Raw genomic sequence first — 23,494 nt, 5'->3', positions numbered from 1 at the left:
GGCCGTCAGCGCGGCGTCCGCACCGGCGACGCCTGCGCGATCGCGAACAGATCCTTCTGCGACTGTCCCTTCTTGAGCAGCTCGATCGCCTTCTGCAGCTGCGGGTCGTCCTTCAGCGAGTGGCGCAGCGCCGTCGAGTCGCCGAACGCCACGCGCGCGACGCGCTGCTCGATCTGGCGGTCCACCCACTCGTGCCCCGCGTCCCACACCGGGCGCTCGACCTTGATGTTCGCCCGCTGCAGCCGGTTGTAGAAGTCCTCGCGCCACTGCGGCTGCACGGTGAAGTCGGGCGTCACCTTGCCCTTCAGCTCGAACGCGAGATCGCTGAGGATGCCGAACACCTCCGGCGACTTCGGCACGAGCGCCTTGGCGAGCGTCTGCTCCGCGGTGCTCAGCGTGTCCGGACGCACCGTGACGTCGGGCGACACCGCGCCGCCGCCGTACACGATGCGGCCCGCGTCACTGTGATACACGGGGCGCGCCCTCTTCGCCGAGTCGCTCTCCAGCGAGTCGGGGTGCACCTCGACGTACTGCCCGTCGATCATCTTGCGCTCCTTCTGGATCGACCGGCCGCTCGGCGTGAACCACTTCGCCGTCGTCATCTTCAGCGCGTAGCCGCCGTCGAGCGGGAAGAGCGTCTGCACGAGCCCCTTGCCGTACGACGTCGTGCCGACGACGAGCGCGCGATCGTGATCCTGCAGCGCGCCGGCGACGATCTCCGACGCCGAAGCGGAGTACTGGTTCACGAGCACGACGAGCGGGATGGCCGGCGCGAGCGGGTTCTGCGTCGCCGCGTAGCTCTGCGCGTCGCCGCCGCGCCCGCGCACGCTCGCGACTTCCTGACCGCGGCGCAGGAACAGGTTGCTCGTCGCGATCGCCTGCTCGAGGATGCCGCCCGGGTTGTCGCGCAGATCGACGATGACGCTCTTCGCGCCCTTGCCCTGCAACGTCTGCAGCGCGCCGGCGATCTCCTCGGCCGTCTGCTCGCTGAAGCGCTGCACCGGGATGTAGCCGACGGAGCCGTCGAACGAGATCTGGAACGGCACGGCGGGGATGTGGATCTCGGCGCGCGTGAACGTCGTCGTGATCGGCGTCGTGACGCCCGGGCGCTGGAACGACACCTTCACCTTCGTCCCCGGCGTGCCGAGCAGCGCGTTCGACACCTGCGTCGACTTCCAGTGCGTGGTGTTCGAGTCGCCGATCTGGACGATGCGGTCGCCCGACTGGATCCCCGCGTTCTCGGCCGGCGTGTGCGGGAAGACGTTCTGCACCGTCACGAAGCCGCTCTGCTCCGTGATCTCCATGCCGATGCCGCCGTAGCGCCCGTTCGTGGTGCGCGAGAAGTCGGCGATCTGCTTCGGCGTGAACAGCTCGGTGTACGGATCGTTCAGCTCCTTCACGAGCCCGCGCGCCGCCTTCTCGTACAGCGCCTGCGCGCCGACGGTATCGACGAAGCGGTTGGAGACGAGATCCATCACCTGACCGAGGAGCTGGGCGCCGTCGCGGTTCGCGCGCGACTGCAGGATCCACCCGCCGGCGAACAGCGGGGCGGCGCCGAGGAGGACGACGGTCAGGGAACGACGCGAGACTCGCATGTGGGCTGCGGTCGAAGTGTGTGGAACGGGAACGTAGTACATACTGACGGCCGGGCAGGGTGTTCCGTTGCTACACCCGTTGGCGCCCGGCCGTCTCCGGCGGTGCATCCGCGTATCGCGTGCCGTTCACGGCTCTCCCGCCGGCGCTCCCGACGTGCGTCCGGGCGGCTCCGGTCCTTCCTCGGCGCCGAGCGCGAGAATGGCCCGCCAGCTCAGCCCGCGACCGATGCGGAACCCCTTCGCCGTCACCTTCACCCCCCGGGGGCCGACGGTCACGGTGTGGGGGACGCCGTCGATGAGGATTTCACGTTTGAGAGTCTTGTCGAGAGGGAGCGGCATGGGGAGGGCTGGTGAGGCGGCGCTGATGCTTCGGCGCTGATGGGGCGGCGCTGATACGTCGGTGCTGATACCCCGCGCGTTCACCGCCGCCGTTCCAGCGCCGCCCAACAGCGCCGCCCCATCAGCGCCGCCTCATCATTTCATGGCATACTCCACCCACCACTCCCGCCCCTCCTGCCGGATCGCCGCGCTGCGTACGACGCCGCCGGCGACGAGCATCTCGTGGGCGGGCTGGAGCACGCGCTGGAGGTGCGAGGGGTAGCGCTGGGAGAGCGGCAGCTGCTCGGCCCACCGGTCGAGCGGCGCGCGCCAGCGGCCGGCCGACTCGACGCGGAGCCCGGCGAGCAATCGGTAGAGACGGCGGGCGACGGGCGAGTTGAGCTGCTGGTAGCGGCTCCAGGAGATCGTCGTCACGTGCTGCGCGGCGATGTTCGCGCGCAGCGGCGGCGACAGGACGACGCGGGCGTCGCCGGGCTCGTTCGCGGTGAGGGAGGGGAAGAGCGCGAGCTGCTCGCGGTCGCCCACCCGGCGACGCTCGATGACGACCGCGCTGAGGATGGTGAAGCTGAGCGTCGCCGGCGCGCCGCTGGCCGCGCTGAACCATGCGTCGGTCGACTCCAGCGTCGTGCGCTCGAGCCGCGACAGCGCCGCACGGAGCTGCTCGTACGTGCGGCCGTCCGCCTTGCGCCCCATGGTGCGCAGGAACGAGTGCAGCGTGAACGTGAGCGCGCCGTCGTCGGGGCAGTCGGCCTCGTGGAAGCGGTGCAGCAGCTCGACGTAGACGTCCTGGTCGAACGTGCCGGGGAGGCGGTCACCCGGTGCCGGCAGCACCCGCCAGCGGCCCCCGCCGTCCGGGGCGTACTGCAGCGCCCCGTCGTCGGCCGAGTCGCTGAGGCGAAACAGCGGCAGCACCTCGAGCGCGCGATCGAGGAGGACCGTGGTCACCTGCGAGCGACGGGACGCGAGGGGCATGCACGGAAACTACAACCCGGCTGGGGTTGGTGACGACTGAACCCTCGTGCGGCGGCGCTGGAACCGCGGCGCTGAAGCCTCGGCGCTGGTCCGGCGGCGCTGGAAACGCGCGGGATCAGCGCCGCGGTATCAGCGCCGAGGCTTCAGCGCCGTCGTATCAGCGCCGCCGCACCAGATCTAGCCGAGCCGCACGATCTGCCCTGTCACGCTCGCCGACTCGGCCGAGCACAGCCACCGCACCACCCGCGCGACGTCCTCCCGCTCCACGAACGGCCCGTCGCCGCCCATCGCCGCCACGTTCGCCGTCGTCCGCACCGCGCTCAGCGCGACCGCGTTCGCTCGCACGCCATGCGCCCGCTCGTCGGCGGCCACCGCGCGCATGAGCGCGATCACGCCCGCCTTCGCCGCCGCGTACGCCGCGATGCCACCCGCGGCCGCGCCGGGCAGCGCCGCCGGCGACGTGAAGTAGACGAGGGCCCCGCCTCGCCGGCGGAGGGACGGGAGCAGCGCGCGGGTCGTCCGGTGCGCCGTCGCGAGGTTCACGGCGAGCATCCGGTCCCAGTCCGCCACGCTCCCCTGGTCGAGCGGTCCCGTCGGGCCGAAGCCCCCGGCCGCGCACACCACCGCGTCGAGCGACTCGCCGCCGAGTGCCTGCCCGGCGTCGTCGGCCAGCCGCGCCAGGGCGTCGGCGTCCGTGAGGTCGCAGTCGAACGCGTGCGCCTCCGCGCCGCGCGCCCGCACCGCGGCGGCCCGCGCCTCGACGTTTGCGCGGGTGCGGTCCACGAGCAGGAGCCGCGCACCGTCCGCCGCGAACGCCGCGGCGAGCGCCTCGCCAATCTGCCCCTCTCGGCCCACTCCGGTGATCAGGACGTTCATTCGTGCCCCTCGACGGCGCGCTGGAGACGGCGACATGAAGACGGCGACCCCGTCGACGGCGACCGTTCGCCGTGACCGGCTCGCCGTCGCGAGGTCGCCGTCACAGGGTCGCCGCTCAGGGTCTCAGGTTGGGCCAGACGTCCTGCAGCGTCTGATACGGCTCCTCGCACAGCGCCACGACCACGTCGCGCTCCTCGTCCACGACCCACCGCGTGAGCTCGTGCCGGATGCGCCCCATCGGCGTCACTCGGCGGAAGTAGCGGCGGAGCTGCTGCAGCGGGATGCCGACCGCGATCGTCGTCGTGCCGGGCAGGTCACCCGGACCGAAGAACCAGAAGCTCCCCGCCGGGCTCACCACCGGCGGCAGATCGAGCGGCGGACCGTAGTACTCAAGCGCGCCCGCCTCGCCGTAGTTCCCGGCGAGCAGCACGACGTCGGTGCGCTTCGCCGGCGGCAGCGTGTTCACGATCGCGTCCACCCGCGCGGCCTGCTCCGGCCAGCCGAGCATGTCCGCGTAGTCCTGAGGCAGCGCGAGCCGACCACCCGTGTTCGTCGTCGTCCCGGTGCCGCCGAGCGCGGACGCGTAGCGCGCCATCGACGCCGGCGCGAGGATCGGGAGCCCGAACGGGAGCGTCACCGCGCCGTACGCCGCGATCACCGCGTAGGCCGCCCCGCGCGCGATCCGCCGCATGGAGAGCCGCGGCAGCCGCAGCACGCGCCGCTCGAACGCCACCGCGCCGGCGGCGAACAGCACCGGGTAGACGGGGCCGAGGTAGTACGGCTTCCCGCGCAGCACGAGCAGGAGCACGAACGCCGTCACGCACGCCCATCCCACGGCGCGCCAGCGCTCCGCGTCCTCGGCACGCAGCAGGTGCCACGCGCCAAGGACCGCGAGCGCGAACGCGGGGCCGAGCAGCAGCTGGCCGGCGACGAACTCGATCGGCCCCACGCGCTCGAGCTGCGTCGCGCGCAGGTCGAACAGCTGCCCCACGACCGGCCAGCCGAGCCGGATCTGCCCCACCAGGCTCGCCGCGCCGATCGTCAGCGCGAGGGCGACGGCGGCCCACGGCCACGGTGTCGCGAGGCGACGGCGGAGCGGCGTGGCGAGCACGCCGACGAGCACCGCGACGGCGAAGAACGCGATGCTGAACTTCGTGAGCAGCCCGAGCCCCACCGCGGCGCCGAGCCCGAGCCACGCCACGCGATCGGGCGCCGGCGTCGCGCGCGGACGCCGCATCGAACCGCGCGGCGCGAGCGTGCCGATGCGCACGAGCGCGACGAAGCCGAGCGTCCACCACAGCTGGTCGAACACGACCGGCTGGAACAGCGTGCCGGTGCGGAGGAACAGCGGGCTCGCGAGCACCGCGAGGCCGGCGAGCGCGCACGCGCGTCCGCGTCCGCCGAACAGCCGCGCGAGCCCGTACGCGAGCATCACGAGCGCCGTCGCGGCGAGCGCGCTCGACAGCCGGATCGCGGGCAGCGATGCGCCGATCAGCCCCCGGGTCAGCTCGGCCACGACGGCGATGCCGGGCGGGAAGTCCATCTCCCAGAACCGCAGATGGCGCCCCATCGCGAGATACAGCAGCTCGTCGCGGTGCGGGCCGTATGGCGACACGAGGTTCGCGACCATGTGCACCACGAACGTCACCACGCCCGCGACGACGAGGCCGATCCAGACCGGGTTGCGCCAGCGCGCGCGTATCGGATAGGGCGGCTCGTCGTCGGCGACGATCGGGCGCGTGTAGCGAGCCGGCGTGATGACGGGCGCGTAGCCGGTTCGCGGCGGCGTCGCGAGGCGATCGGGCATCATCTGGGGTGCGGCACGGGCCACCCATGCTGGGTCATGCTGGGCGACGACGGCGCAAGCGTACAGTCCGGCCCCCCCCGAGTCCAGACGCGCGGCGCGTCGTGGATCACACGCTTCCTTGATCGCGGAACGGGAACGAGGCGTGCACAACAGCCGGCGCATGCTCGTCTGGCTCAAGCGCATCGCGCTCGCGCTGCTGCTCATCGTGGTCCTCGTGTTCGCGCTCATCGGCCTGCTCACGGTCACCCGTGGCACGCCGGTGGAGTACGTGCTCGCGAAGGGCGATCCCCGCGGTCCGCCGGCCACCGACGACCCGCTGTTCCGTCGCACGATCGAGCTGAACACCGGCGTCGACCTCGAGGCGGGGAACGCCGTGCAGGTGCTCGAGAACGGCGTCGGCACGTACCCACTGCTGTGGCAGGACATCCGCACGTGCCGTCAGACCGTCACCGTGCAGATGTACTTCGCGAAGCCCGGCGCCGTCGCCGACACGATGGGCGCGGTGCTGCGCGAGTGCGCGAAGCGCGGCGTGCGCGTGCTGCTGCTGCTCGACGGCTTCGGCGCGCAGAGCCTCACGAAGGAGTGGCGGGCGTCGCTCACCGCCGCGGGCGTCGAGGTCGCGTACCTCCGCCAGCTGCGGTGGTACACGCTGCACATGGCGACCGAGCGGTCGCACGCGCGCGTCATCGTCGTCGACGGGCGCGTCGCGTACACCGGCGGCTTCGGGCTCGCCGACTACTGGCTCGGCAGCGGCCACAAGCCGGACGAGTGGCGCGAGACCAACGTGCGCTTCGAGGGCCCCGCCGTCGCCGAGCTGCAGGCGGCGTTCGCCGTCGCGTGGGCGGAGGCCACCGGCGAGCTGCTCACCGGCGATGCGTTCTATCCGCCGGTGTCGTTCGACACCGCGGGCACCGTGCGCGCGGGGCTGTTCCATGCCGTGCCGTCGACCGGGAGCACGCCCGCGGAGCGGTTCTACGCGCTCACCATCGCCGGGGCGCGCAAGACGCTCTACATCACGAACGCGTACTTCGTCCCCGACGACGACTTCCGCAACCTGCTGAAGGCCGCCGCGAAGCGCGGCGTCGACGTGCGCATCCTCACGACGGGACCGAACACCGACGTGCGCTCCACGCTGTGGGCGGGACAGTGGCGCTACCCGGAGCTGCTGCGGGCGGGCGTGCGCATCTACGAGTATCAACCCGCGAACATGCACGCGAAGACGCTGAGCGCCGACGGCGTGTGGGGCTCGGTGGGGTCGATGAACTTCGACAACCGCTCGCTCGCGTTCAACAACGAGACGACGCTGCTGATCTACGATCGCCGCATCGTCGCCGGCATGGACACGATGTTCCTGAACGACCTCAAGGCGTCGAAGGAGATGACGCTGGCCGAGGTGCGGCGGTGGCCGTGGTGGCGCCGCGCGCGCTCGGCGATGGCGGACATGCTCGAGCGGCTGCTCTGAGCGTGACGCCGGCGTGACGGGTGCCGTGTAGCGTCGCGCCCCTTCCGCCGCGAGGAGCTGCCATGTCGGTCGTGACGTCGGGTTGGGCACGTGGCCTGGAACGCCCAGGAGTGGGGCAATATCCTTCGCGCATGGCTGACTCCCCCGTGCAATTGCTGCGGCTGCACGCGCGGCACGCGCCGTTCAACGCGCGCAGCCTCGCCGCGCACGCCACCGCGCTCGTCGACGCGGCGGGACTGCGCCCCACGAACGCATCGGCGCGCGCGGCACCGAGCGCGCGCTCGGTGCGCTTCTACGTGTCTAACGGTTTGCTCGACCGCCCGGAGGGGACCGGCACCTCGGCCACGTACGGCTACCGTCATCTCCTCCAGCTGCTCGGCATCAAGATCCGGCAGCGCGAGGGACAGACGCTCGACGCGATCAAGCGCGAGATGAAGGAAGTGAGCGGCGACGCGCTCGAGCGTCGCGTCGCGAACTCGCTCGCTCCCGCGCTCGGCGTCAGCGACGGCGCCGCGCTCGCGCGCCGCAGCGAGGAGGGCCCCGCCACGTGGCGTCGGCTCCCCGTCGCCGAGGGCATCGAGATCCACGTGCGCGACGACTCGTCCGCCTCGTCGGAGGACGGCCTGGTCGCGCTGCGCGAGGCCGTGCGCGCCGCCCTGGGGCGGATGGCGTAAGGCACGAGGGCAGGAGGGCAGGAGCGCAGGAGGGCAGGAGAGTCCGAAGCTCTCCTGCCCTCCTGCGCTCCTGCCCTCCTGCCCTCCGCCTTAGCCGTGCGGCAGGTCGATCGTGGCCGCCACGCCGTCCGGCTGCGCGTTCTCGAGCGTGATCGAGCCGCCGTGGCCGTCGATGACGCGCTGGCAGAGCGCGAGGCCGAGGCCCGTGCCGCCGGCCTTCGTCGTGTAGAAGATCTCGAACGCGCGCTCCTGCGCCTCGCCGGCGAGCGGCGGACCGGCGTTGCGCAGCGTGCAGTGCCACGATCCGTCGGGCGTCACCGACGACGCGAGCGCGAGGTCGCTCGCGTCGGGCGCGGCGTCGATCGCGTTCACGAGCACGTGACGGAACGCCTGCGCGAGCAGCTCGGCGTCGATGCGGCAGCTCGCCGGCGGCTCGGCGCGCGTGCGTTGCACGAGCAGCGACTTGCTCTCGAGGCGCCCGCGCTCATTCTCGAGCACCGTGTCCCACACCGCGTCGGGATCGCCCGGCGTGAGTCGCGGCGGCGTGGGGCGGCCGAAGTCGAGCAGCTCGGTGACGAGGCGGTTCATGCGCTCCACCTCGCGCAGGATCCGGCCGACGTTGCGCTCCACGACCGGGTCGTCGCGCACGCGGAATCGCAGCAGCTGCGCGGCGGACGAGATGCCGTAGAGCGGGTTCTGGAGCTCGCGCGCGACGCCGGCCGCCACCTCGCCGATCGTCTCGTGCCGCCGCCGCCGCTCGGCGCGCTCGTCGGCCGGCCGCGGTGCCGTCGTGGGTGACGGGGAGGGGGACAGGGAGGCCATGGCGCCAAGTTAGGGCTCGGGATATCGACGCGAAACGGCGGAGGACCGGTGGTCCCCCGCCGTGTGCCCGGCGCGCGGCTCAGCGCGCGCGGCCGCCCTTCTTCGCGCCGCCCTTCGCCGCGCCGCGCTTCGCGCCACCCTTGGCCGCGCCCGCGCCGCTGCCGCCGGGGCGCTGCGCGCCGCCGCCGCGGCTGGTGTTGCCGGCGCCCTTCGTCGCGCCGCGGGTCGGGCCGCCGCGCTTCGCCGCGCCGCCGCCCTTCGTGACCCCCTTCTTCGCGCCGCCCGCGGCACTGCGGCCGGCGGTCTTCGCGGCGCCCTTCGTCGCGCCCTTCGTGCTCGTGCCGCGCCCCGGAGAGGTCCGGCCGCCGGCCTTCGGGGCTCCCTTCGTCGCGCCGCCGCCGGTGCTCTTGCCGGTGCCCTTCGCGGAGCCCTTCGCCACGCCGCGCGTCGCCGCGCCGCCCCGGCTCGACCCGCGCTCGGCGCCGCCCTTGGCCGCACTCTTCGTCGCGCCCACGGAGCCGCCCTTCGCGGCGCTCTTCGTCGCGCCCTTCGTCGCGCCCTTCGTCGCGCCCGTCGCGGGGCTCGGGGCAGCGCTCTTCGTCGCCCCGCTCTTGGTCGCCGCGCCCTTCGTCGCCGCGCCCTTCGTCGCCGCGCCCTTCGTCGCGCCGGTCTTCGTGGCGCCGCTCTTCGTCGCGCCGCCGCTCTCCGCACCGCCCTTCGCCGCGCCGCCCTTCGACGCGCCGCCCTTCGACGCGCCGCCGCTCGTGGCACCACCCGCCGCACCGCGGGTCGCACCGCCCGCGGGTCGGCCGCGCCCCCCGCCCGCACCGGCGCCGCCGGCCGACCCGAACAGGTCCGCGTCGTCCTCCTCGTCGTCCTCGTCCTCGGCGCCGAACCCGAGCTCTTCGTCGTCGTCGTCCTCGTCGGGGTTGTCGAACAGCGAGTCCGCGTTGCCCCGGATGCCGGTCCCGTAGGCCTCGTCCTCCTCGTCCTCCTCCTCGTCGTCCGCGTAGCCCGGATCCTCGAAGCCCCCGAGGTCGTCGTCGTCGCGGTCGGCGAAGCGAAGATCGTCGTGCAGCTCGTCACCCATCGGCATAGCGCCTCCTGTGCGTGTGTCGCCTGCTGTGGAGTGTGTCGCCTTGTCGTCGGCGTGGCGTGCGGGGGAATCGCTTCGCCTCCGCGTCGTCGCACGCAGGTCGCACGCAGGTCGCGTGCCCCGTACCGACATATGTTCCTCGCGCGCGCGGCGCGTTGTGCGCAGAACGCGACGAATACTTAACACCGAGGGCAGGAGGGCACGAGGGCGCGCGCGAAACGCGCGAGGGCAGGAGAGCCAATGACTCTCCTGCCCTCCTGCCCTCGTGCCCTCCTGCCCTCGCAGTTAGTCGCCGGAGACGGGCTCCGGTGCGGGGACGTGCGTCGGCGCGCGGCGCACGCGCGACAGCACGGCGTGGCCGACGTCGTCGAGCAGCGTGTACATCACCGGCACGACGAACAGCGTGAGGATCGTCGACGTGATGAGGCCACCGATCACCGCACGCGCCATCGGCGCGCGCTGCTCGGCGCCGGAGCCGATCGCCAGCGCGAGCGGGATCATGCCGAAGATCATCGCGATCGTCGTCATGATGATCGGGCGCAGACGCTCGCGCGACGCGGTGAGGATCGCCTCCACGCGCGCCTTGCCCTTCGCGCGCTCCTGGTTCGTGAAGTCCACGAGCAGGATGCCGTTCTTCGTCACGAGCCCCATCAGCATGATGATGCCGATCATGCTCATCACGTTCATGTTCCCGTTCGTGAGCAGCAGCGCGAGCGTCACGCCGATGAAGCTCAGCGGGAGCGCGAGCATGATCGCCAGCGGCTGCAGGAACGACCCGAACAGCGACGCGAGGATCAGGTAGATGAAGACCACCGCGAGCAGCAGCGCCGAGAGGACGTAGCCCTTCGTCTCGTTCAGGCTCTGCACGTCGCCGGTGAACACCGCGTGGTAGCCGGGCGGCAGGCCGAGCGAGTCGATCGCCGACTTCACCCGATCGGCGACGTCGCCGAGGCCGTAGCCGGGGAGCACGCCGGAGTTGATCGTGATCTGACGCTCGAGCTGGCGCCGCTCGATCTGCTGCGGCCCGACGCCGGCGCGGATGTCCGCCACCTGCGCGAGCGCGATCGTCCCCGGAGGGGCGCCGGCGACCGGCGTCGTGCCCGACGTGGCGTTGGTCCCCGTGAACGTGCCGGTGCCCGAGCGCGGCACCGGGATGTCGGCCACGTTCGCCGCCGTCGTGCGCAGCGAGTCCGGGTAGACCACGATCACGTCGTGCTCGTAGCCGAGGGGATCCTCCCACCGCGTGGCGCGCTGGCCGGCGAACAGCGGCTGCAGCGTCTGCCCGATCGTCCCCACGCTCACGCCGGCCGCCCATGCCTGCTGCCGGTCCACCTGCACGTCGAGCTGCGGGATGTCGCCTTCGTCGCTCGACGTCGGCTCGGCCACGCCGGGAATCGTGCGCATGGCTTCCAGCACCTGGGCCGCGGCGATCTTCAGGCGCGTGATCTCGGGGCCCTGGATGTTGACGCGGATCGGCTGGCCCCGGCCGCCGAAGATGCTCGACGCGCCCTGGATGGTGGCGCGCATGCCGGCCACGTGCCGCAGCCGGTCGCGCAGATCGTTCTGGATGTCCTTCAGGTCGCGGTCGCGCTTCGTCGACTCTTTGAGCTTGATGTTGACGTTCCCGTTGTTCGGCGTGCCGCGGAAGCCGCCGCCCACGTTCAGGTACGTGAACTCGACGTCGGGGTCCTTCTTGATCTCGCGGACCACCGCGCGCGTGCGCTCGAGCGTGTACTCCAGCGTCGAGCCAGGCTGCGTGCGGACACTGACGGAGTAGTCGTCGCCGTTCAGGTCCGGCATCCACGTGAAGCCGAGCTTCGGCACGATGAGGAACGCGATCACGACGGAGACGAGCGCGCCCGCCATCACGATCGCGCGGTGCCGCAACGCCCACGAGAGCCCGCGCGGGTAGCGGTCGCCCACGCGCTCGAACCAGTCGTTGAACGCGAACGCGAACCGGCGGACGGGGTTCCGCGTCGCGCGCCGCGACGCGTGCCCCCCCTCCACGTCGGGGTCGTACCACACGCTCGAGAGCATCGGGTCGAGCGTGAACGACACGAACAGCGACACCAGCACCGCGAACGCGACGCTGACGCCGAACTGGAAGAAGATGCGGCCGATCATGCCGCCCATGAACGCCACGGGGATGAACACCGCGATCACCGCCATCGTCGTGGAGAACACGGCGAGCCCGATCTCGCTCGTCCCCTCGCTCGCCGCCTGGTGGTGGTCTTTCCCCATCTCCATGTGGCGCACGATGTTCTCGCGCACCACGATGGCGTCGTCGATGAGGAGCCCGATGGCGAGCGACAGCGCGAGCAGCGTCATGGTGTTCAGCGTGAAGCCGAACAGCCACATGCCGAAGAACGACGAGATGACGGAGATCGGCAGCGCGAGGCCGGTGATGACCGTCGAGCGCCAGGAGTTCAGGAACAGGTAGATGATCGCGATCGTGAGCAGCGCGCCGAGCCCGATGCTCATCTCGACGTCCTCGAGCGAGTCGCGGATGCGCTTGGAGTCGTCCTTCGTGAGCTGGATCCGCACGTCGCTCGGCAGCCGGCGCTGCAGGTCGGCCACCGCGGCCTTCACCGAGTCGGCGACGGCCACCGTGTTCGCGCCGGAGAGCTTCACGATGTCCACCGAGACGGCCGGCTTGCCGTCGAGCTCCGAGGCGTTGCGCTTGTCGGCGATGCCGTCGACCACCGTCGCCACGTCGCCGATGGTGACCGCGACGCCGTTGCGCACGAGGATCGGGATCGCGGCGAACGCTTTCGGATCGGTGATGCGCCCCGTGATGCGCACGAGCTGCTCGACGTTGCCGCGGTCCACGCGCCCGGCGGGGATCTCCTGGTTCTCCCGGTCGAGCACCTGCATCACCTGCGGTGGGCTGATGCCGTAGGCGCGCATCGCCGAGGGATCGAGCTGCACGCGGATGGTGCGCGCCGCGCCGCCCGAGCGGTTCACCGCACCGACGCCGGGCACCGCCTCGAGGCGCGTCACGACCGACTCGTCGACGAGATCGGTGATCTCGCGCAGGCTGCGCTCGCCGCTCTGCACGGCGAGCGTCACGATCGGCGAGTCGTTCGGATCGAAGTTCTGGATGATCGGCTCGTCGATGTTCGGCGGGAGCTGACGGCGGATGCGGGCGACCTTCGCCTGCACGTCCTGCCGCGCCGCCTGGATGTCGACGCCGAGGTTGAACTGCAGGCGGACGAGCGAGCTCCCCTGCAGCGAGGTGCTGGAGACCTCGTACATCCCCTGCACGGTGTTCACCGCCTCCTCGATGGGGCGCGACACCTGGCGCTCCATCGTCTGCGGCGACGCGCCCGGGTACGTCGTGTTGACGATGACCGTCGGGTACGTGATGTCGGGATACTCGTCGATCGCGAGCCGCTGGTACGCGACGACGCCGAGCACCACGAGGGTGAGCATCATCATCGTCGCGAAGACGGGCCGACGAATACTGACGTCCGATATGAACATGGGCGAAGTCGGGTACGACGGAGTCGATTACTGCGGGCGCATCAACCGCGCGGGCGGCGAGCGTTGGCGGCGCCGCGGTTCCCGCCGCCGGTGCCGGGCGCGCCGTTCCGACGGGTCGGATCGGCGTCGAGCACCTGCACCTTCATGCCGTTCCCGAGCGTGCCGACGTTGCCGGCGACGACCTTGTCGCCCTCGTCGACGCCGGCGAGGACCTCGGCCGTCCCCTGCGACTCGTCGACGATGCCGATGCTCACCGGCGTGCGCGCGAGCTTGTCGCCGTCGATCTTGTACACGAACGGCTTGTCGGCCGCCTCGGGCGACTGGCGCACCGCGGCCGTCGGGACGAGCAGCGCGCCCTGCGCGGTTCGCGCGACGACGCGACCCGTGGCGAACGTGTTGCCCTTCAGCGCGCCGTTCGGGTTCGGGATCTGGACGTACACCGTCACCGAGCGCGACGTGGGATCCACGGTCGGGCTCACGCGCGAGACGGTGCCGTCGAAGCGGCGCGCGTCGGCGACGAAGTGCACGACCTGCCCGGGGCGCACGTCGCCGGCGAGTCGCGCGGGCACCGCAGCGGTGAGCTCCAGCACGTCGCCGCGCACCACGGTGAACAGCGTCGTGCCGCGCGAGACGTGCTCGCCCGGCTCGGCCAGCCGCTTCTCGACGACACCGCCGCTCGGCGCGAGCACGCGCGTGTCGCGCGCCGTGTTCGACGTCGCGGCGAGGCGTGCCTGCGCGGCGGCGACGCGGGCGCGCGCGGCGTCGGCGTCGTTGCGCGCGGCGCGCATGTCGCGCTCGGCGATCGCGCCGGCCTTGTACAGATCCTCCGACTGCTTCGCGTTCCACTCCGCGGTCGACGCCGAGGCGCGCGCGCTCGCGAGATCCGCTTCCGCGCTCGCGCGGTCGCTCTGCTGCGTCACCGACTCGAAGCGCGCGAGCAGCTCTCCCGCGCCCACGCGCTGTCCCTCGCGCACGAGCACCGCCTCGAGGTCGCCCTCGATGCGCGCGCGCACGTCGATGACCTCGAGCGGGCGCAGGTCGCCGGTGACGGGCACCGCGGACTCGATCGCGCCGCGGTGCACGGTCGCGACGTCGGCCCCGGAGAGCATGATCGTCGACGCGCCGCGCCCGCCGCCACCGGGGCCGCCACCGCCACCCGGTCCGCCGCCGCGGCCCCCTTCGGCCCCGCGCCCGGCGGCGGTGCCGGCCGCCTCGGCGTCCGACGACTTGCCGCCGCATGCACCGAGCAGCAGAAGCGCTCCGATGAGCGCTCCACGCGCCACGCTCCGCGCTCGCCATCCGCCGCGAGCTGGCCGAGCGTGGAGCGTGGCGCGTGGAGCGTGGTAGTGATCCTTGGTCATTGAGATTGTCCCACGAGGGGAATCGGCCGGCCGAGCGCGCGATCGAGATCGGCGGCCGCGAGATAGACGTCGAACGTGGCGCGCAGGGCGTTCGTCTGCGCGGTGAGCAGCGCGAGCTGTGCGTCGGAGACTTCGAGCTGCGTGCCGAGGCCGCGCGTCTGCCGCAGCTCGGCGAGGCGGAACGCTTCCTCGGCCTGTGCGACGTTCGCGCGCTGCGACTGGAAGAGCGCCGTCACGCGCCGTGCCTGCGCGCGCGCCTGTGCCACCTCGACCGCCACACGCTCGCGCGTCTGCGCGAGCTGCAGCTCCGCGACGCGCTGGTTCGCCTGCGCGAGGTCGACGTTCCCCTTCGTGCGCAGCCCGTCGAACAGCGGCCAGCTCACCTGCAGGCCGGCCGAGCGGTCGGCGAAGAAGCCGTTGTTCTGGCAGATGCGCGTGTCGGGCGACCCCACCGGACAGAGGTCGTTGCTCGCGCGGCCGAGTCGGAACGGGAACGCCGGCGTCGCGGGCAGTGCGAGATAGCCGGTCGTGAAGAACACGCTGATCGTCGGCAGGTAGTCGGCGCGGGCCACCTTCACGGCGGCCGCGCGCGCACCGACCGCTTCCTCCGACGCGCGGAGCAGCCCGCGGTCGCCGGGCTCGGTGTCGGACGCGACGCGCGAGAGCACGGCGAGCACCGACGTCGAGTCGGTCGACACGCTCGTGGTGAGCGCGAGCGGCCGCTCCAGCGGCAGGTTGAGCAGCCGCTTCAGCTCGAGGTACGCGAGCTCGCGATCGTTGCGCGCCTGGATGGCGAGCGGCTCGAGGTTCGTGCGCTCCACGCGCACGCGCAGCACGTCGTAGCGCGACGCGCGTCCGCCGCGCTCGAGCTGCTCGGCCTGCGCCACGCGCTGGGTGGAGAGCGCGAGGTTGCGCTCCTGGATCGCCACGAGCTGATCGGCGGCGAGCGCGTTCAGGTACGCGCGCTGCACGTCGACGGTCACCTGCGCGCGCGTCTCCGCGGTCGCGAAGCGGCTCGACGCCTGGGTGTGCCGCGCTCCCTGCATCCCGGCGACCGCTCGGCCGCCCTGGAACAGCGGCATCGAGAGGTTGACGTTGCCGTTGTAGTTGTAGCGCTGCGCGAACACGGAGCTGACGATCGTCGAGCGCGCGTTCTCGATGGTCTGCGTGTAGCCGCCGTTGAAGCGGAGCTGCGGCAGTGCCGTCGCGCGTGCGACGGTCAGCTGCGCGCCGGTGGCGTCCTCCTGCGCGTCCGCGATCCGCACCTCATCGCCGACGTTCAGCGCGCGCGTGACGGCGTCGGGAAGCGACACGAGGAGGGTGTCGCCGCGCGCCTGGAGCGTGACGGGCGGCTGCGCGGCGAGCGCCGAGAGCGGCACGAGCGGCGCGAGCCCCGCGCCGCCGGCGAGCAGGGCGGCGGCGACAGGGCCAAGAAACGATGAGACGCACCGTCGAGGTGCGCCCGGAAATGACTGCGTCGGCATACGCCAGTATACGAGCGCCGGAGGGGGAACGTTCAATCGTGCGTGCGAGGCGGAATCGGGTGCGTCGAAAGGGGATACGGCCGAACGGGGTAGGGCGGCCAGTCCCGCGGCCGCCGTTCGCGCTTCCGCTTCACCCGATTCCGCCGGACCCGATTCCGCCTCACGCGGTGGTGCGGTATCCGTTCCTCATGCCTAAGACGCTGATTGTGTTCGCCGGCGACGATCCGGCCGGTGCCGAGGCGATCGCCGAGGGCGCGCGGTCCGTGCGGTTCGCCGAGGTCGACGTGCTGCCGATCGATCCGCCGCCCGATCCGACGTCGTACGACGCGGTCGTGGTGGACGCCGCGCTTCCCGACGTCGGTCTGCTGGGCGGGGCGCCGCTGGCCGACAAGGTGGCGTCCGCGTTCGGGGTGGACGACGCGGCGCGCTGGGGGACGCTCCGATCGCTGGCCGACCGCGGGTGCCTGATCGTGCCGCCGGCGGAGGATGCACACGCGCACGGGCGGCGGGTTGCGACGGTGGCGGGATGGATTCATCACGCGCGGTCGCATCGTCATCACTGACGCACGGCGGGACGATCGACGGCGGGACGATCGACGGCGGGACGATCGACGGCGGGACGGTCGACGGCGGGACGTTTTACGGCGGGACGATCGACGGCGGGACGGTCTACTGCGGTGATCACACCGCGTTCGGCTGGATCCGGTCGGCGTCCGATTGGTACGCCGGCGCGTTCAGCGCATAGCATATTGGGCGAAGGGGGGGAGCCCCCCTAGGACCTAGGGACCGCGCGCCCGCCGTATCCGTCCCGCCGTCGATCGTCCCGCCGTAAGGCGTCCCGCCGTAAGGCGTCCCGCCGTAAGGCGTCCCGCCGTAAGGCGTCCCGCCGTAAGGCGTCCCGCCGTAAGCGTCCCGCAGTGAGGCGTCCCGCTGTGAGGCGTCCCGCAGTGAGGCGTCCCGCAGTGAGGCGTCCCGCCCTACTCGATGAACGTCAACCGCCGCCCCCGCTCCACGACCGCGCGCAGCGCGTCGTAGACCACCGGATCGAGCAGCGACCCGGCGAGCGTCGCGAGATGCGCCAGCGCCTGCTCGGCGCTCATCGCCGCGCGGTACGTGCGCGACGACGTCACCGCCTCGAACGCGTCCGCCGCGGCGAGGATCCGGCCGCCGATGGAGATGTCCTCGCCGGAGAGCCCCTTCGGGTAGCCGCGCCCGTCCCACCGCTCGTGGTGGTCGGCGACGAAGCGAAGCACCGGGCCGAGGTGGCGCAGCGGGCCGAGGATGTCGAGGCCGATGCGCACGTGCTCCTTCACCTGCGCGTACTCCTCCGGCGTCAGCGCGCTCGGCTTCGACAGCAGCACGTCGCTCACGCCGATCTTGCCGACGTCGTGCAGCCGGCCCGCGAGCCGCACGTCCTCGATCGTGTCCTCGTCGAGATGCAGCTCGGACGCGACCGACGCCGCGAGGTCGGCGATGCGCGCCGACGCGCCGCGGAACGACACGTCCTTCGCCTCCATCGCCGTCACGAGCGCCTCGGCCACCTGCACGCTGATGTCGCGCAGCGCCGTCTTCTCGCGCTCGAGCTCCCGCGTGCGCTCCTCGACCTCGTCGCGGATCGTGCGCTCCACCGCCTGCTGGCCGGCGACGAGCGTGCGCCGGTGCAGCGCCTGCTCCACCGACTGCAGCAGCACCGCGAGCTCCACCGGCTTCACGAGATAGTCGACCGCGCCCTGGGTGAGCGCGTTGCGCGCCGTCGGTGCGTCGTTCACGGCGCTCAGCATCACCACCGCGAGCTGCGGATCGATCGCGTGCGCCTGCGGCACGACGTCCAGGCCGCTCAGCCCCGGCATGCGCACGTCGCAGAGCATGAGCGCGAACGCGCCCGGCGTGATCGCGTCGAGCGCTTCCTGGCCGGACGCCACCGCGTGCACGTCGTAGCCGCGCGCGCGCAGGAAGCGGCCTAACGCGAGGCGGATCGTCTCCTCGTCGTCGACGACGAGGATGCGCACGCCGGTGGCCGGCGCGACGCCGGTCAGCGGGACCGCGGTCGCGGCGAGAGGATCGGTCATGAGGCGGAGGAGGAGAGCGCGGCGTCGATGGCTGGCACCCCGGCGGGGTGCGTCGGCAGCACCATCTCCAGCGTCGTGCCGAGTCCCGGCGTGCTCTCGACGCGCAGCTCGCCGCCGTGCGTCTGCACGATGCCGTAGCTCACGCTGAGGCCGAGCCCCGTGCCCTCGCCCGCCGGCTTCGTCGTGAAGAACGGTTCGAAGATGCGCGGCAGCACGTCGGGCGCGATGCCGGTGCCGGTGTCGGTGAGCGACAGCACGACGCGGTCGCCGGTGTGGCGCGTCGCGGCCTCGATCCGACGCAGCGGTGTCTCGCGCATCGCATGCTCGGCGTTCAGCACCACGTTCAGGATCACCTGCTGCAGCTTCGCCTCGTCGCCGTACACCACCGGCAGGCTCGGGTCGAGCGCGAGACGCACGTCGATGCCGGCGGCGCGCAGCGCGTAGCTGCGCAGCCGCAGCGTGCGCTCCACGAGCTCGTTCAGATCGAGCTCCGCGTACGCCGGCTCCGTCTTGCGCGAGAACACGAGCAGGTCGCGCACGACCCCCACCACGCGGTCGGCCTCGCGCTTGATGAGGCGCACGCTCTCGCGCTGGTCGTCGGTGAGCACGTCGTCGGCCAGCAGCTCGGCGAACGCGGAGATGCCGGTGAGCGGGTTGTTGATCTCGTGCGCCACGCCGGCCACCAGCTCGCCGAGCGCCGCCATCTTCTCCGCCTGCCGGAGCTGCTCGGTCATCTGCCGCTCCTCGACGAGGCGGCGGCGCCGCTCCTCGCCGAGCAGCAGCGCGTCGAGCGCGAGCGCGATCGGCGCGGCGAGCTGCGCGAGCGTGTCGCGCGCCGCCTCGGCGAGCGGGATGCCTAACGGCGTGGTCACGGCGAGATCGCCGAGCGTGCGCCCGCGCGCGACGAGCGGCACCATCACGGCTGCCGCCGCCGTCCCCGGCTGCCCGGTGGCGTCGGGGCATCGCTCGGGGGTGAGCACCGTGCGCAGGTCGTCGACGATCACCGGACGCACGCGCGCGTCGGAGGCGCGCCGCGCGGCGCGCGCGCTCGTCGCCGAGCGCAGCCCGCGCAGGAACGTGATCGTGCCGACCGCCGCCGCGCACTCGACGTAGGCCGCGCCCGCGCCCTGGTCGCGCAGCACGCTGAGCGCCTTGCCGGCCGACGGCACGAGGCGGTCGAGCACGCCGAGGATCGCCGCCGCGCCGGCGTCGAGCGACGACGCGTCGAGCGCGACGCGCGCGATCTCGGCCGCCGCCGCCGCGCGGTCGCGCTCCCGCTCGCGCGCCACGAGCAGCGTCGCGTTGCGCACCGCGACCGCGACGTGCGCCGCGAAGTCGGCGAGCAGTCGACGCTCCGGCTCGTCGAACGCGTGGCGCTCGGCGAACTGCAGCGACAGCACGCCGCGCGTCTCGTCGGCGACGAGCGGCAGGATGGCGAGCGCACGCGCCGGCGTGCCGCGCAGCCGGTCGGCGATGCGGCGGTCGCCGGTCGACGGCGACTCGGGAAGCGTGCCGTCGACGAAGCTCGGCTCTCCGTCGCGCACGGCGCGGCCGCCGGCCGTCTCCCAGAACGTCGCGGCATCCACCGCGCCGGCGACGGCGGCGCCGGTGCCCTCGCTGTACAGCCGCTCGACGGTGCGCGTCCCCGGATCGGTGAGCACGACGGTGAAGCCGCACGCGCCTAACGCCTCGCGCACCACGCCGGCGAGCGCGGGGTAGAGCGTCTGCGGCGTGACGTGCCGCGCGAGGATGCGCGCCGCGTCGGCGAGCAGCCGCGCGTCGCGCGCGCGCCGCGCTCCACCGTGCGGTACAGCCGGTTGTTCCGCACCGCGAGCGCTCCGTGCTCGGCCAGCTTTTCGGCCAGCGCGCGGTCGTGCGCGGTGAAGCCCTCGGCTCCGCCGGTGACGACGCACAGGGCGGCGAGCACCTGCTCGCCGACGGCGAGCGGCGCGACGAGCACCTGCCGCGGCGCGCTCCCCGCCGCCGGGTCGTCGAACCGGCTCACGACGACCTGCCGCGCGGCGATCGCCTCGTGCAGCGGCGACGGCGGCTCGTGCAGCTCGGTGCGCTGTCCGGCGAGTGCGCCGAGCGTGCCGTTCGCGGCCGCGATGCGCGCGTCGCCGTCGAGGACCACGATGCACGCGCCGTCGCCGCCCAGCAGCGCTCGGCCCGCGGCGGCGAGCTGCTCCAGCGCCCGGTCCACCTGATCGGCGGCACCGGCGATCTCGCGCGTCAGGTCGACGAGCGCCTCGCTCGTCTCGCGCTCCGCCGTCGCCGGCGTGCTCGGCGTCTCGCTCGGCGTCTCGCTCGGCGTCTCGCTCGGCGTCTCGCTCGGCGTCTCGTGCGGCGTCTCGCTCGCAGCAACGGGGTTCGTCGCCGTCTCGTCCGTCGCCGTCGTCGCGTTAGGCGCCTCGTTCGGCCACAGGTCGCCCCACTCGTCGTCGATGGGCGGCGTCGCCTTCGAGGGCTCGACGCGCGCGGGCTCGACGCGCGACGGCTCGACACGCGACGGCTCGACACGCGGAGGCTCCGCACGCGCCGGCTCCGCACGCGGCGGCTCGACCGGCCGCGCCGGAGGACGCACGAACAGCGCGTTAGGCGGCGCGTCGAGCGCGGCGTTCGGCGACGGCGCGGCGCCACGCAGCGGCTCGCCGGTCGGGCGCACCATCACCGACACGCCGGTCCCGTGCGGCGACACGTGCCACAGCGCGCGCGGCGCGCCGCGGGTGTCGTGCACCGTGAACGACGCGTCGGGCACCGTGCGCCCGCGCACCGCGTCCGCCGCCGACTGCAGCGCGAGCGCGGCGATCTCCTGGCCGCCCTGGCGCAGCAGCGCCGCGAGCTCCATCCCCACGATGCCGAGCGGCGACTCGGCGCCGAGCAGCTGCGCCGCGCCGAGGTTCGCGTACACCACGCGACCGGTCGCGTCGAGCCGCATCACCGCGTCGCGCGCCTCCCCACCGGTCGCCCGGTCCGCCTCTTCCCCCGGCCGCCCGGAGGTACGCGCGGACGCCGGCTCGCCCATGGTGGGCGCGTCGGTCGAGGAGGGGCGGAGTGTGTCGGAGGACGGCTGAGGCACGAGGGGACTGCGGACGGGGGCGCGGTTTAGCGACTCCGGGAGAGACCCGCGGGTAACAACATCCTCCGCTCTAGTCGACGAAGGTCACGTCGACCGCGTGTGGGATCACCCCCGCATCGACGCCGCGCTTCAGGAACAGCTTCACCGCCTCGCGCCCGCGCGGGCCGTAGTCCAGCGTCCAGTCGTTGACGTACATCCCCACGAACTCGTCGGCCTCGCCCTTCTCGAGCCCGCGCGCGAAGCGCATCGCGTGGTCGAGCGCCGCACCGCGGTGGTCGAGCGCGTAGGCGATGCTCTCGTGCAGATGTCGCGACACGAGCCGGATGGTGTCCTCGCCGAGGTCCTTGCGCACGACGTTGCCGCCGAGGGGAAGGGGCAGGCCGGTCTCGCCGTACCACCACACGCCCATGTCGGCCACGAGGTGCAGCCCGCGCGACGCGAACGTGAGCTGGCCCTCGTGGATGAGAAGCCCCGCATCCACCTCGCCGCGCTCGACGACGTCCTCGATCTGGTCGAACGGCGTCCACACCGGCGTGAACTCCGGCTCGTAGAGGCGCAGCGCGAGATACGCACTCGTGAGCGGGCCCGGCACCGCGATGCGCAGCCCCTTCACGTCGGTCTTCGTCATCGGAGTGCGCGCGACGAGCCGCGGGCCGTACTGGTCGCCCATCGACGCGCCGTGGGGCAGCAGCGCGTAGCGGTCGGCGATGTACGCGTACGCGTGGATCGAGACGGCGGTGACTTCGAGCTCGGCGCGGCGCGCGCGCTGGTTCAGCGTCTCGATGTCCTGCAGCTCGTGCACGTAGCGCAGGCCGTCGGTGTCGATCTTCCCTTCGGCGAGCGCGTAGAACATGAACGCGTCGTCGGAGTCGGGGCTGTGGGCGACGTGGATCGTGCGCGGTTCGACGGTCGTGGTCATCTGGCTTACTTGGCTCCCTTCGCGGCCTTCACCGCGTCGTCGATGTCGTTCGCGTGGCGCTGATACTCCTCGAGCCCGCGCTGCCGTTCCCCGCTGCGGTCGGCGGCGAGCAGGCGGTCGCGGTACTCGGCGAGCGCCTTCGCGTCGTTGCGCATCGACGCCGCCTTCGTGGCGAGGACGAGGCCGAGGAGGTGCGTCGGGTTGCGCTGGAGGATGGTGTCGGCCTGCGCCCGCATGACGTCGGCCTGTCCCGCGACCTCGGCCACGCGTCCCATGTCGTAGCGCTGGTCGAGGTCGAGGTCGCCCATGCCGGCGTAGTTCTGGAGCGCCATCTGGGCGAAGAACGTCGCGGAGTCGGCCTTCCCCTGCGTGCTGAGCGCCATCACGCGGTCGAACAGCCGGTCCGCGATCTCGCGCGGCGACATGCTCGCGAGGTTCGGCGGGCGACCGCCACCGCCGCCGCCCGCGAACGGCGCGTTCGCCGCCGCGCCTCCCTCGCCGAGCGACGCCTGCGGCAGCGCGTTCGCGGATCCGTCGACGGCCGAGCCCTTCGCCGACGCGAAGTTGCGGCCGGCGAAGTTCGCGGCGAGCGCGAGGAGCGCGACGAACGCCACGGCCCACGGGGCGAGCGAGGCGGTGCGGTCGCGCGCCGCGGCCGGGCGCGTCGGGGCGGCAGCGCCGGCGGCGAGGCCGCAGCGGTGGCAGAAGCGAGCGCCGGGCGAGAGCGGCGCGTCACAGCCGGCGCAGGTCGCGCCGCCGAGCGACGCGCCGCAGGCCGAGCAGAAGCGACCGGTCCCGGGCTCCCCGCAGGCGGGGCAGCGCAGGAGAGCGGGCGCGTTGGGGGCGGGCGAGGTCATGCCGCAAGCTAACTAGGGCAGGAGGGCAGGAGCGCAGGAGGGCAGGAGAGCTGATGACTCTCCTGCCCTCCCGCCCTCCTGCCCTCCTGCCCTAGTTGTTCGCGCCGGGCTGCGAGATCTTCTCGATCGTCTTCTCGACCTTCCGGCCGTCGGTCTCGAGGACGACGTCCGCCTGCGACACGATGCCGACCACGGAGCCGCCGTCGTCGACGATCGGGATGCGGCGGACCTGCGAGTCGGACATCGCCTGGAGGACGTCCTTCACGTTGTCGTCCGGGCGGCAGGTCTTCGGGTTCGCCGACATCGCGTCGCGCACCTGGGCGGACGACATGCCGTCGCCGACGACCCGGATGGCGATGTCGCGGTCGGTGATGACGCCGACGAGGCGGCGCGAGCCCTCGCTGTCGACGACGGGGAGGACGCCGGTGTCCTCGGTCTTCATCAGCCGCGCCGCCTCCTGCACCGACGTCTCGGGCGTGACGACGCGCGGGTTCTGCGTCATGATGTCTCTAGCTTTCATGCGTTTCCCTCCCTCGCGGGTGTGGTGGAACCCAACACCGAGGGCAAGCTGGATGCCGCACCCTTCGACGGCGACCTGG

The 23,494-nt window shown here is 72.8% G+C and carries 19 protein-coding genes; 3 read left to right on the top strand and 16 right to left on the bottom strand.

Going from position 1 to position 23,494, the window contains the following annotated elements; genetic code table 11:
• Positions 1 to 5 precede the first annotated feature (5 nt).
• The 5 genes from J421_RS02320 to J421_RS02305 all read right to left on the bottom strand — a co-directional run bounded on the left by J421_RS02320 (position 6) and on the right by J421_RS02305 (position 5,589).
• Entirely contained in the window at positions 6 to 1,595 is a 1,590-nt protein-coding gene (locus tag J421_RS02320; protein WP_025409548.1) for a S41 family peptidase, read from the bottom strand.
• A gap of 126 nt (positions 1,596 to 1,721) precedes the next feature.
• Positions 1,722 to 1,871 carry a hypothetical protein gene (locus tag J421_RS32545; protein ID WP_158508637.1) on the bottom strand — a complete coding sequence of 50 codons (150 nt, stop codon included), beginning with the start codon at positions 1,869 to 1,871 and terminating at the stop codon, positions 1,722 to 1,724.
• 198 nt (positions 1,872 to 2,069) lie between these two features.
• Positions 2,070 to 2,906, bottom strand: a complete 837-nt coding sequence (locus J421_RS02315) for a replication initiator protein A (protein ID WP_025409547.1) — start codon at positions 2,904 to 2,906, stop codon at positions 2,070 to 2,072.
• A gap of 177 nt (positions 2,907 to 3,083) precedes the next feature.
• On the bottom strand, positions 3,084 to 3,782 hold the full coding sequence (locus J421_RS02310; RefSeq protein ID WP_158508636.1) for an SDR family NAD(P)-dependent oxidoreductase: 699 nt from the start codon (positions 3,780 to 3,782) through the stop codon (positions 3,084 to 3,086).
• 115 nt (positions 3,783 to 3,897) lie between these two features.
• The gene (locus tag J421_RS02305; RefSeq protein WP_158508635.1) at positions 3,898 to 5,589 is read right to left on the bottom strand and encodes an ArnT family glycosyltransferase; all 1,692 of its coding nucleotides are present in this window, start codon (positions 5,587 to 5,589) and stop codon (positions 3,898 to 3,900) included.
• A gap of 142 nt (positions 5,590 to 5,731) precedes the next feature.
• Here J421_RS02305 and J421_RS31950 point away from each other — a divergent pair, with 142 nt between their 5' ends.
• Together J421_RS31950 and J421_RS02290 are read left to right on the top strand one after the other, a co-directional pair.
• Positions 5,732 to 7,051: a phospholipase D-like domain-containing protein gene (locus tag J421_RS31950; RefSeq protein WP_158508634.1), complete on the top strand. Its 1,320-nt coding sequence runs from the start codon at positions 5,732 to 5,734 to the stop codon at positions 7,049 to 7,051.
• 131 nt (positions 7,052 to 7,182) lie between these two features.
• Positions 7,183 to 7,725, top strand: coding sequence for a MerR family transcriptional regulator (locus tag J421_RS02290; RefSeq protein WP_158508633.1), 543 nt, complete (start codon positions 7,183 to 7,185; stop codon positions 7,723 to 7,725).
• Positions 7,726 to 7,815: 90 nt separating this feature from the next.
• On the opposite strand, the gene J421_RS02285 is transcribed toward J421_RS02290, so the two are convergent.
• The 5 genes from J421_RS02285 to J421_RS02265 all read right to left on the bottom strand — a co-directional run bounded on the left by J421_RS02285 (position 7,816) and on the right by J421_RS02265 (position 15,971).
• Positions 7,816 to 8,547 carry a sensor histidine kinase gene (locus J421_RS02285; protein ID WP_025409543.1) on the bottom strand — a complete coding sequence of 244 codons (732 nt, stop codon included), beginning with the start codon at positions 8,545 to 8,547 and terminating at the stop codon, positions 7,816 to 7,818.
• Between the two features lie 79 nt (positions 8,548 to 8,626).
• The gene (locus J421_RS02280) at positions 8,627 to 9,643 is read right to left on the bottom strand and encodes a hypothetical protein (RefSeq protein ID WP_025409542.1); all 1,017 of its coding nucleotides are present in this window, start codon (positions 9,641 to 9,643) and stop codon (positions 8,627 to 8,629) included.
• 285 nt (positions 9,644 to 9,928) lie between these two features.
• Complete coding sequence (locus tag J421_RS02275; protein WP_025409541.1) at positions 9,929 to 13,126, bottom strand: efflux RND transporter permease subunit; 3,198 nt, start codon at positions 13,124 to 13,126, stop codon at positions 9,929 to 9,931.
• 41 nt (positions 13,127 to 13,167) lie between these two features.
• Positions 13,168 to 14,409 (bottom strand): efflux RND transporter periplasmic adaptor subunit, encoded by a 1,242-nt coding sequence (locus tag J421_RS02270; RefSeq protein ID WP_025409540.1) that lies wholly within the window; start codon positions 14,407 to 14,409, stop codon positions 13,168 to 13,170.
• A gap of 74 nt (positions 14,410 to 14,483) precedes the next feature.
• Positions 14,484 to 15,971, bottom strand: a complete 1,488-nt coding sequence (locus J421_RS02265; RefSeq protein WP_104022150.1) for a TolC family protein — start codon at positions 15,969 to 15,971, stop codon at positions 14,484 to 14,486.
• A gap of 188 nt (positions 15,972 to 16,159) precedes the next feature.
• Between J421_RS02265 and J421_RS02260 the strand changes: the two genes are divergently transcribed.
• Positions 16,160 to 16,534, top strand: a complete 375-nt coding sequence (locus J421_RS02260) for a hypothetical protein (protein WP_148306115.1) — start codon at positions 16,160 to 16,162, stop codon at positions 16,532 to 16,534.
• A 414-nt stretch (positions 16,535 to 16,948) separates the two neighbouring features.
• Here the strand turns inward: J421_RS02260 and J421_RS02250 are convergent, their stop codons facing one another.
• From J421_RS02250 to J421_RS31945, 6 genes are all read right to left on the bottom strand, one after another.
• Positions 16,949 to 18,040, bottom strand: coding sequence for an HD domain-containing phosphohydrolase (locus J421_RS02250; protein WP_025409536.1), 1,092 nt, complete (start codon positions 18,038 to 18,040; stop codon positions 16,949 to 16,951).
• Entirely contained in the window at positions 18,037 to 19,740 is a 1,704-nt protein-coding gene (locus J421_RS02245) for a sensor histidine kinase (protein ID WP_025409535.1), read from the bottom strand. Before J421_RS02245 ends, J421_RS02250 begins: the two co-directional genes overlap by 4 nt.
• Positions 19,722 to 21,065: a GAF domain-containing protein gene (locus J421_RS02240; protein WP_025409534.1), complete on the bottom strand. Its 1,344-nt coding sequence runs from the start codon at positions 21,063 to 21,065 to the stop codon at positions 19,722 to 19,724. The genes J421_RS02245 and J421_RS02240 overlap by 19 nt, the downstream gene beginning before the upstream one ends.
• 124 nt (positions 21,066 to 21,189) lie before the next feature.
• Positions 21,190 to 22,038 (bottom strand): menaquinone biosynthesis family protein, encoded by an 849-nt coding sequence (locus J421_RS02235; protein WP_025409533.1) that lies wholly within the window; start codon positions 22,036 to 22,038, stop codon positions 21,190 to 21,192.
• Positions 22,039 to 22,043: 5 nt separating this feature from the next.
• Positions 22,044 to 22,895, bottom strand: coding sequence for a zinc ribbon domain-containing protein (locus J421_RS02230; protein ID WP_148306114.1), 852 nt, complete (start codon positions 22,893 to 22,895; stop codon positions 22,044 to 22,046).
• Positions 22,896 to 22,986: 91 nt separating this feature from the next.
• Positions 22,987 to 23,415, bottom strand: coding sequence for a CBS domain-containing protein (locus J421_RS31945; protein WP_158508631.1), 429 nt, complete (start codon positions 23,413 to 23,415; stop codon positions 22,987 to 22,989).
• Positions 23,416 to 23,494: the final 79 nt, after the last annotated feature.

The organism is Gemmatirosa kalamazoonensis (assembly GCF_000522985.1).
GTDB classification, from domain to species: domain Bacteria; phylum Gemmatimonadota; class Gemmatimonadetes; order Gemmatimonadales; family Gemmatimonadaceae; genus Gemmatirosa; species Gemmatirosa kalamazoonensis.
This window is presented reverse-complemented; position numbering and strand designations above follow the sequence as displayed.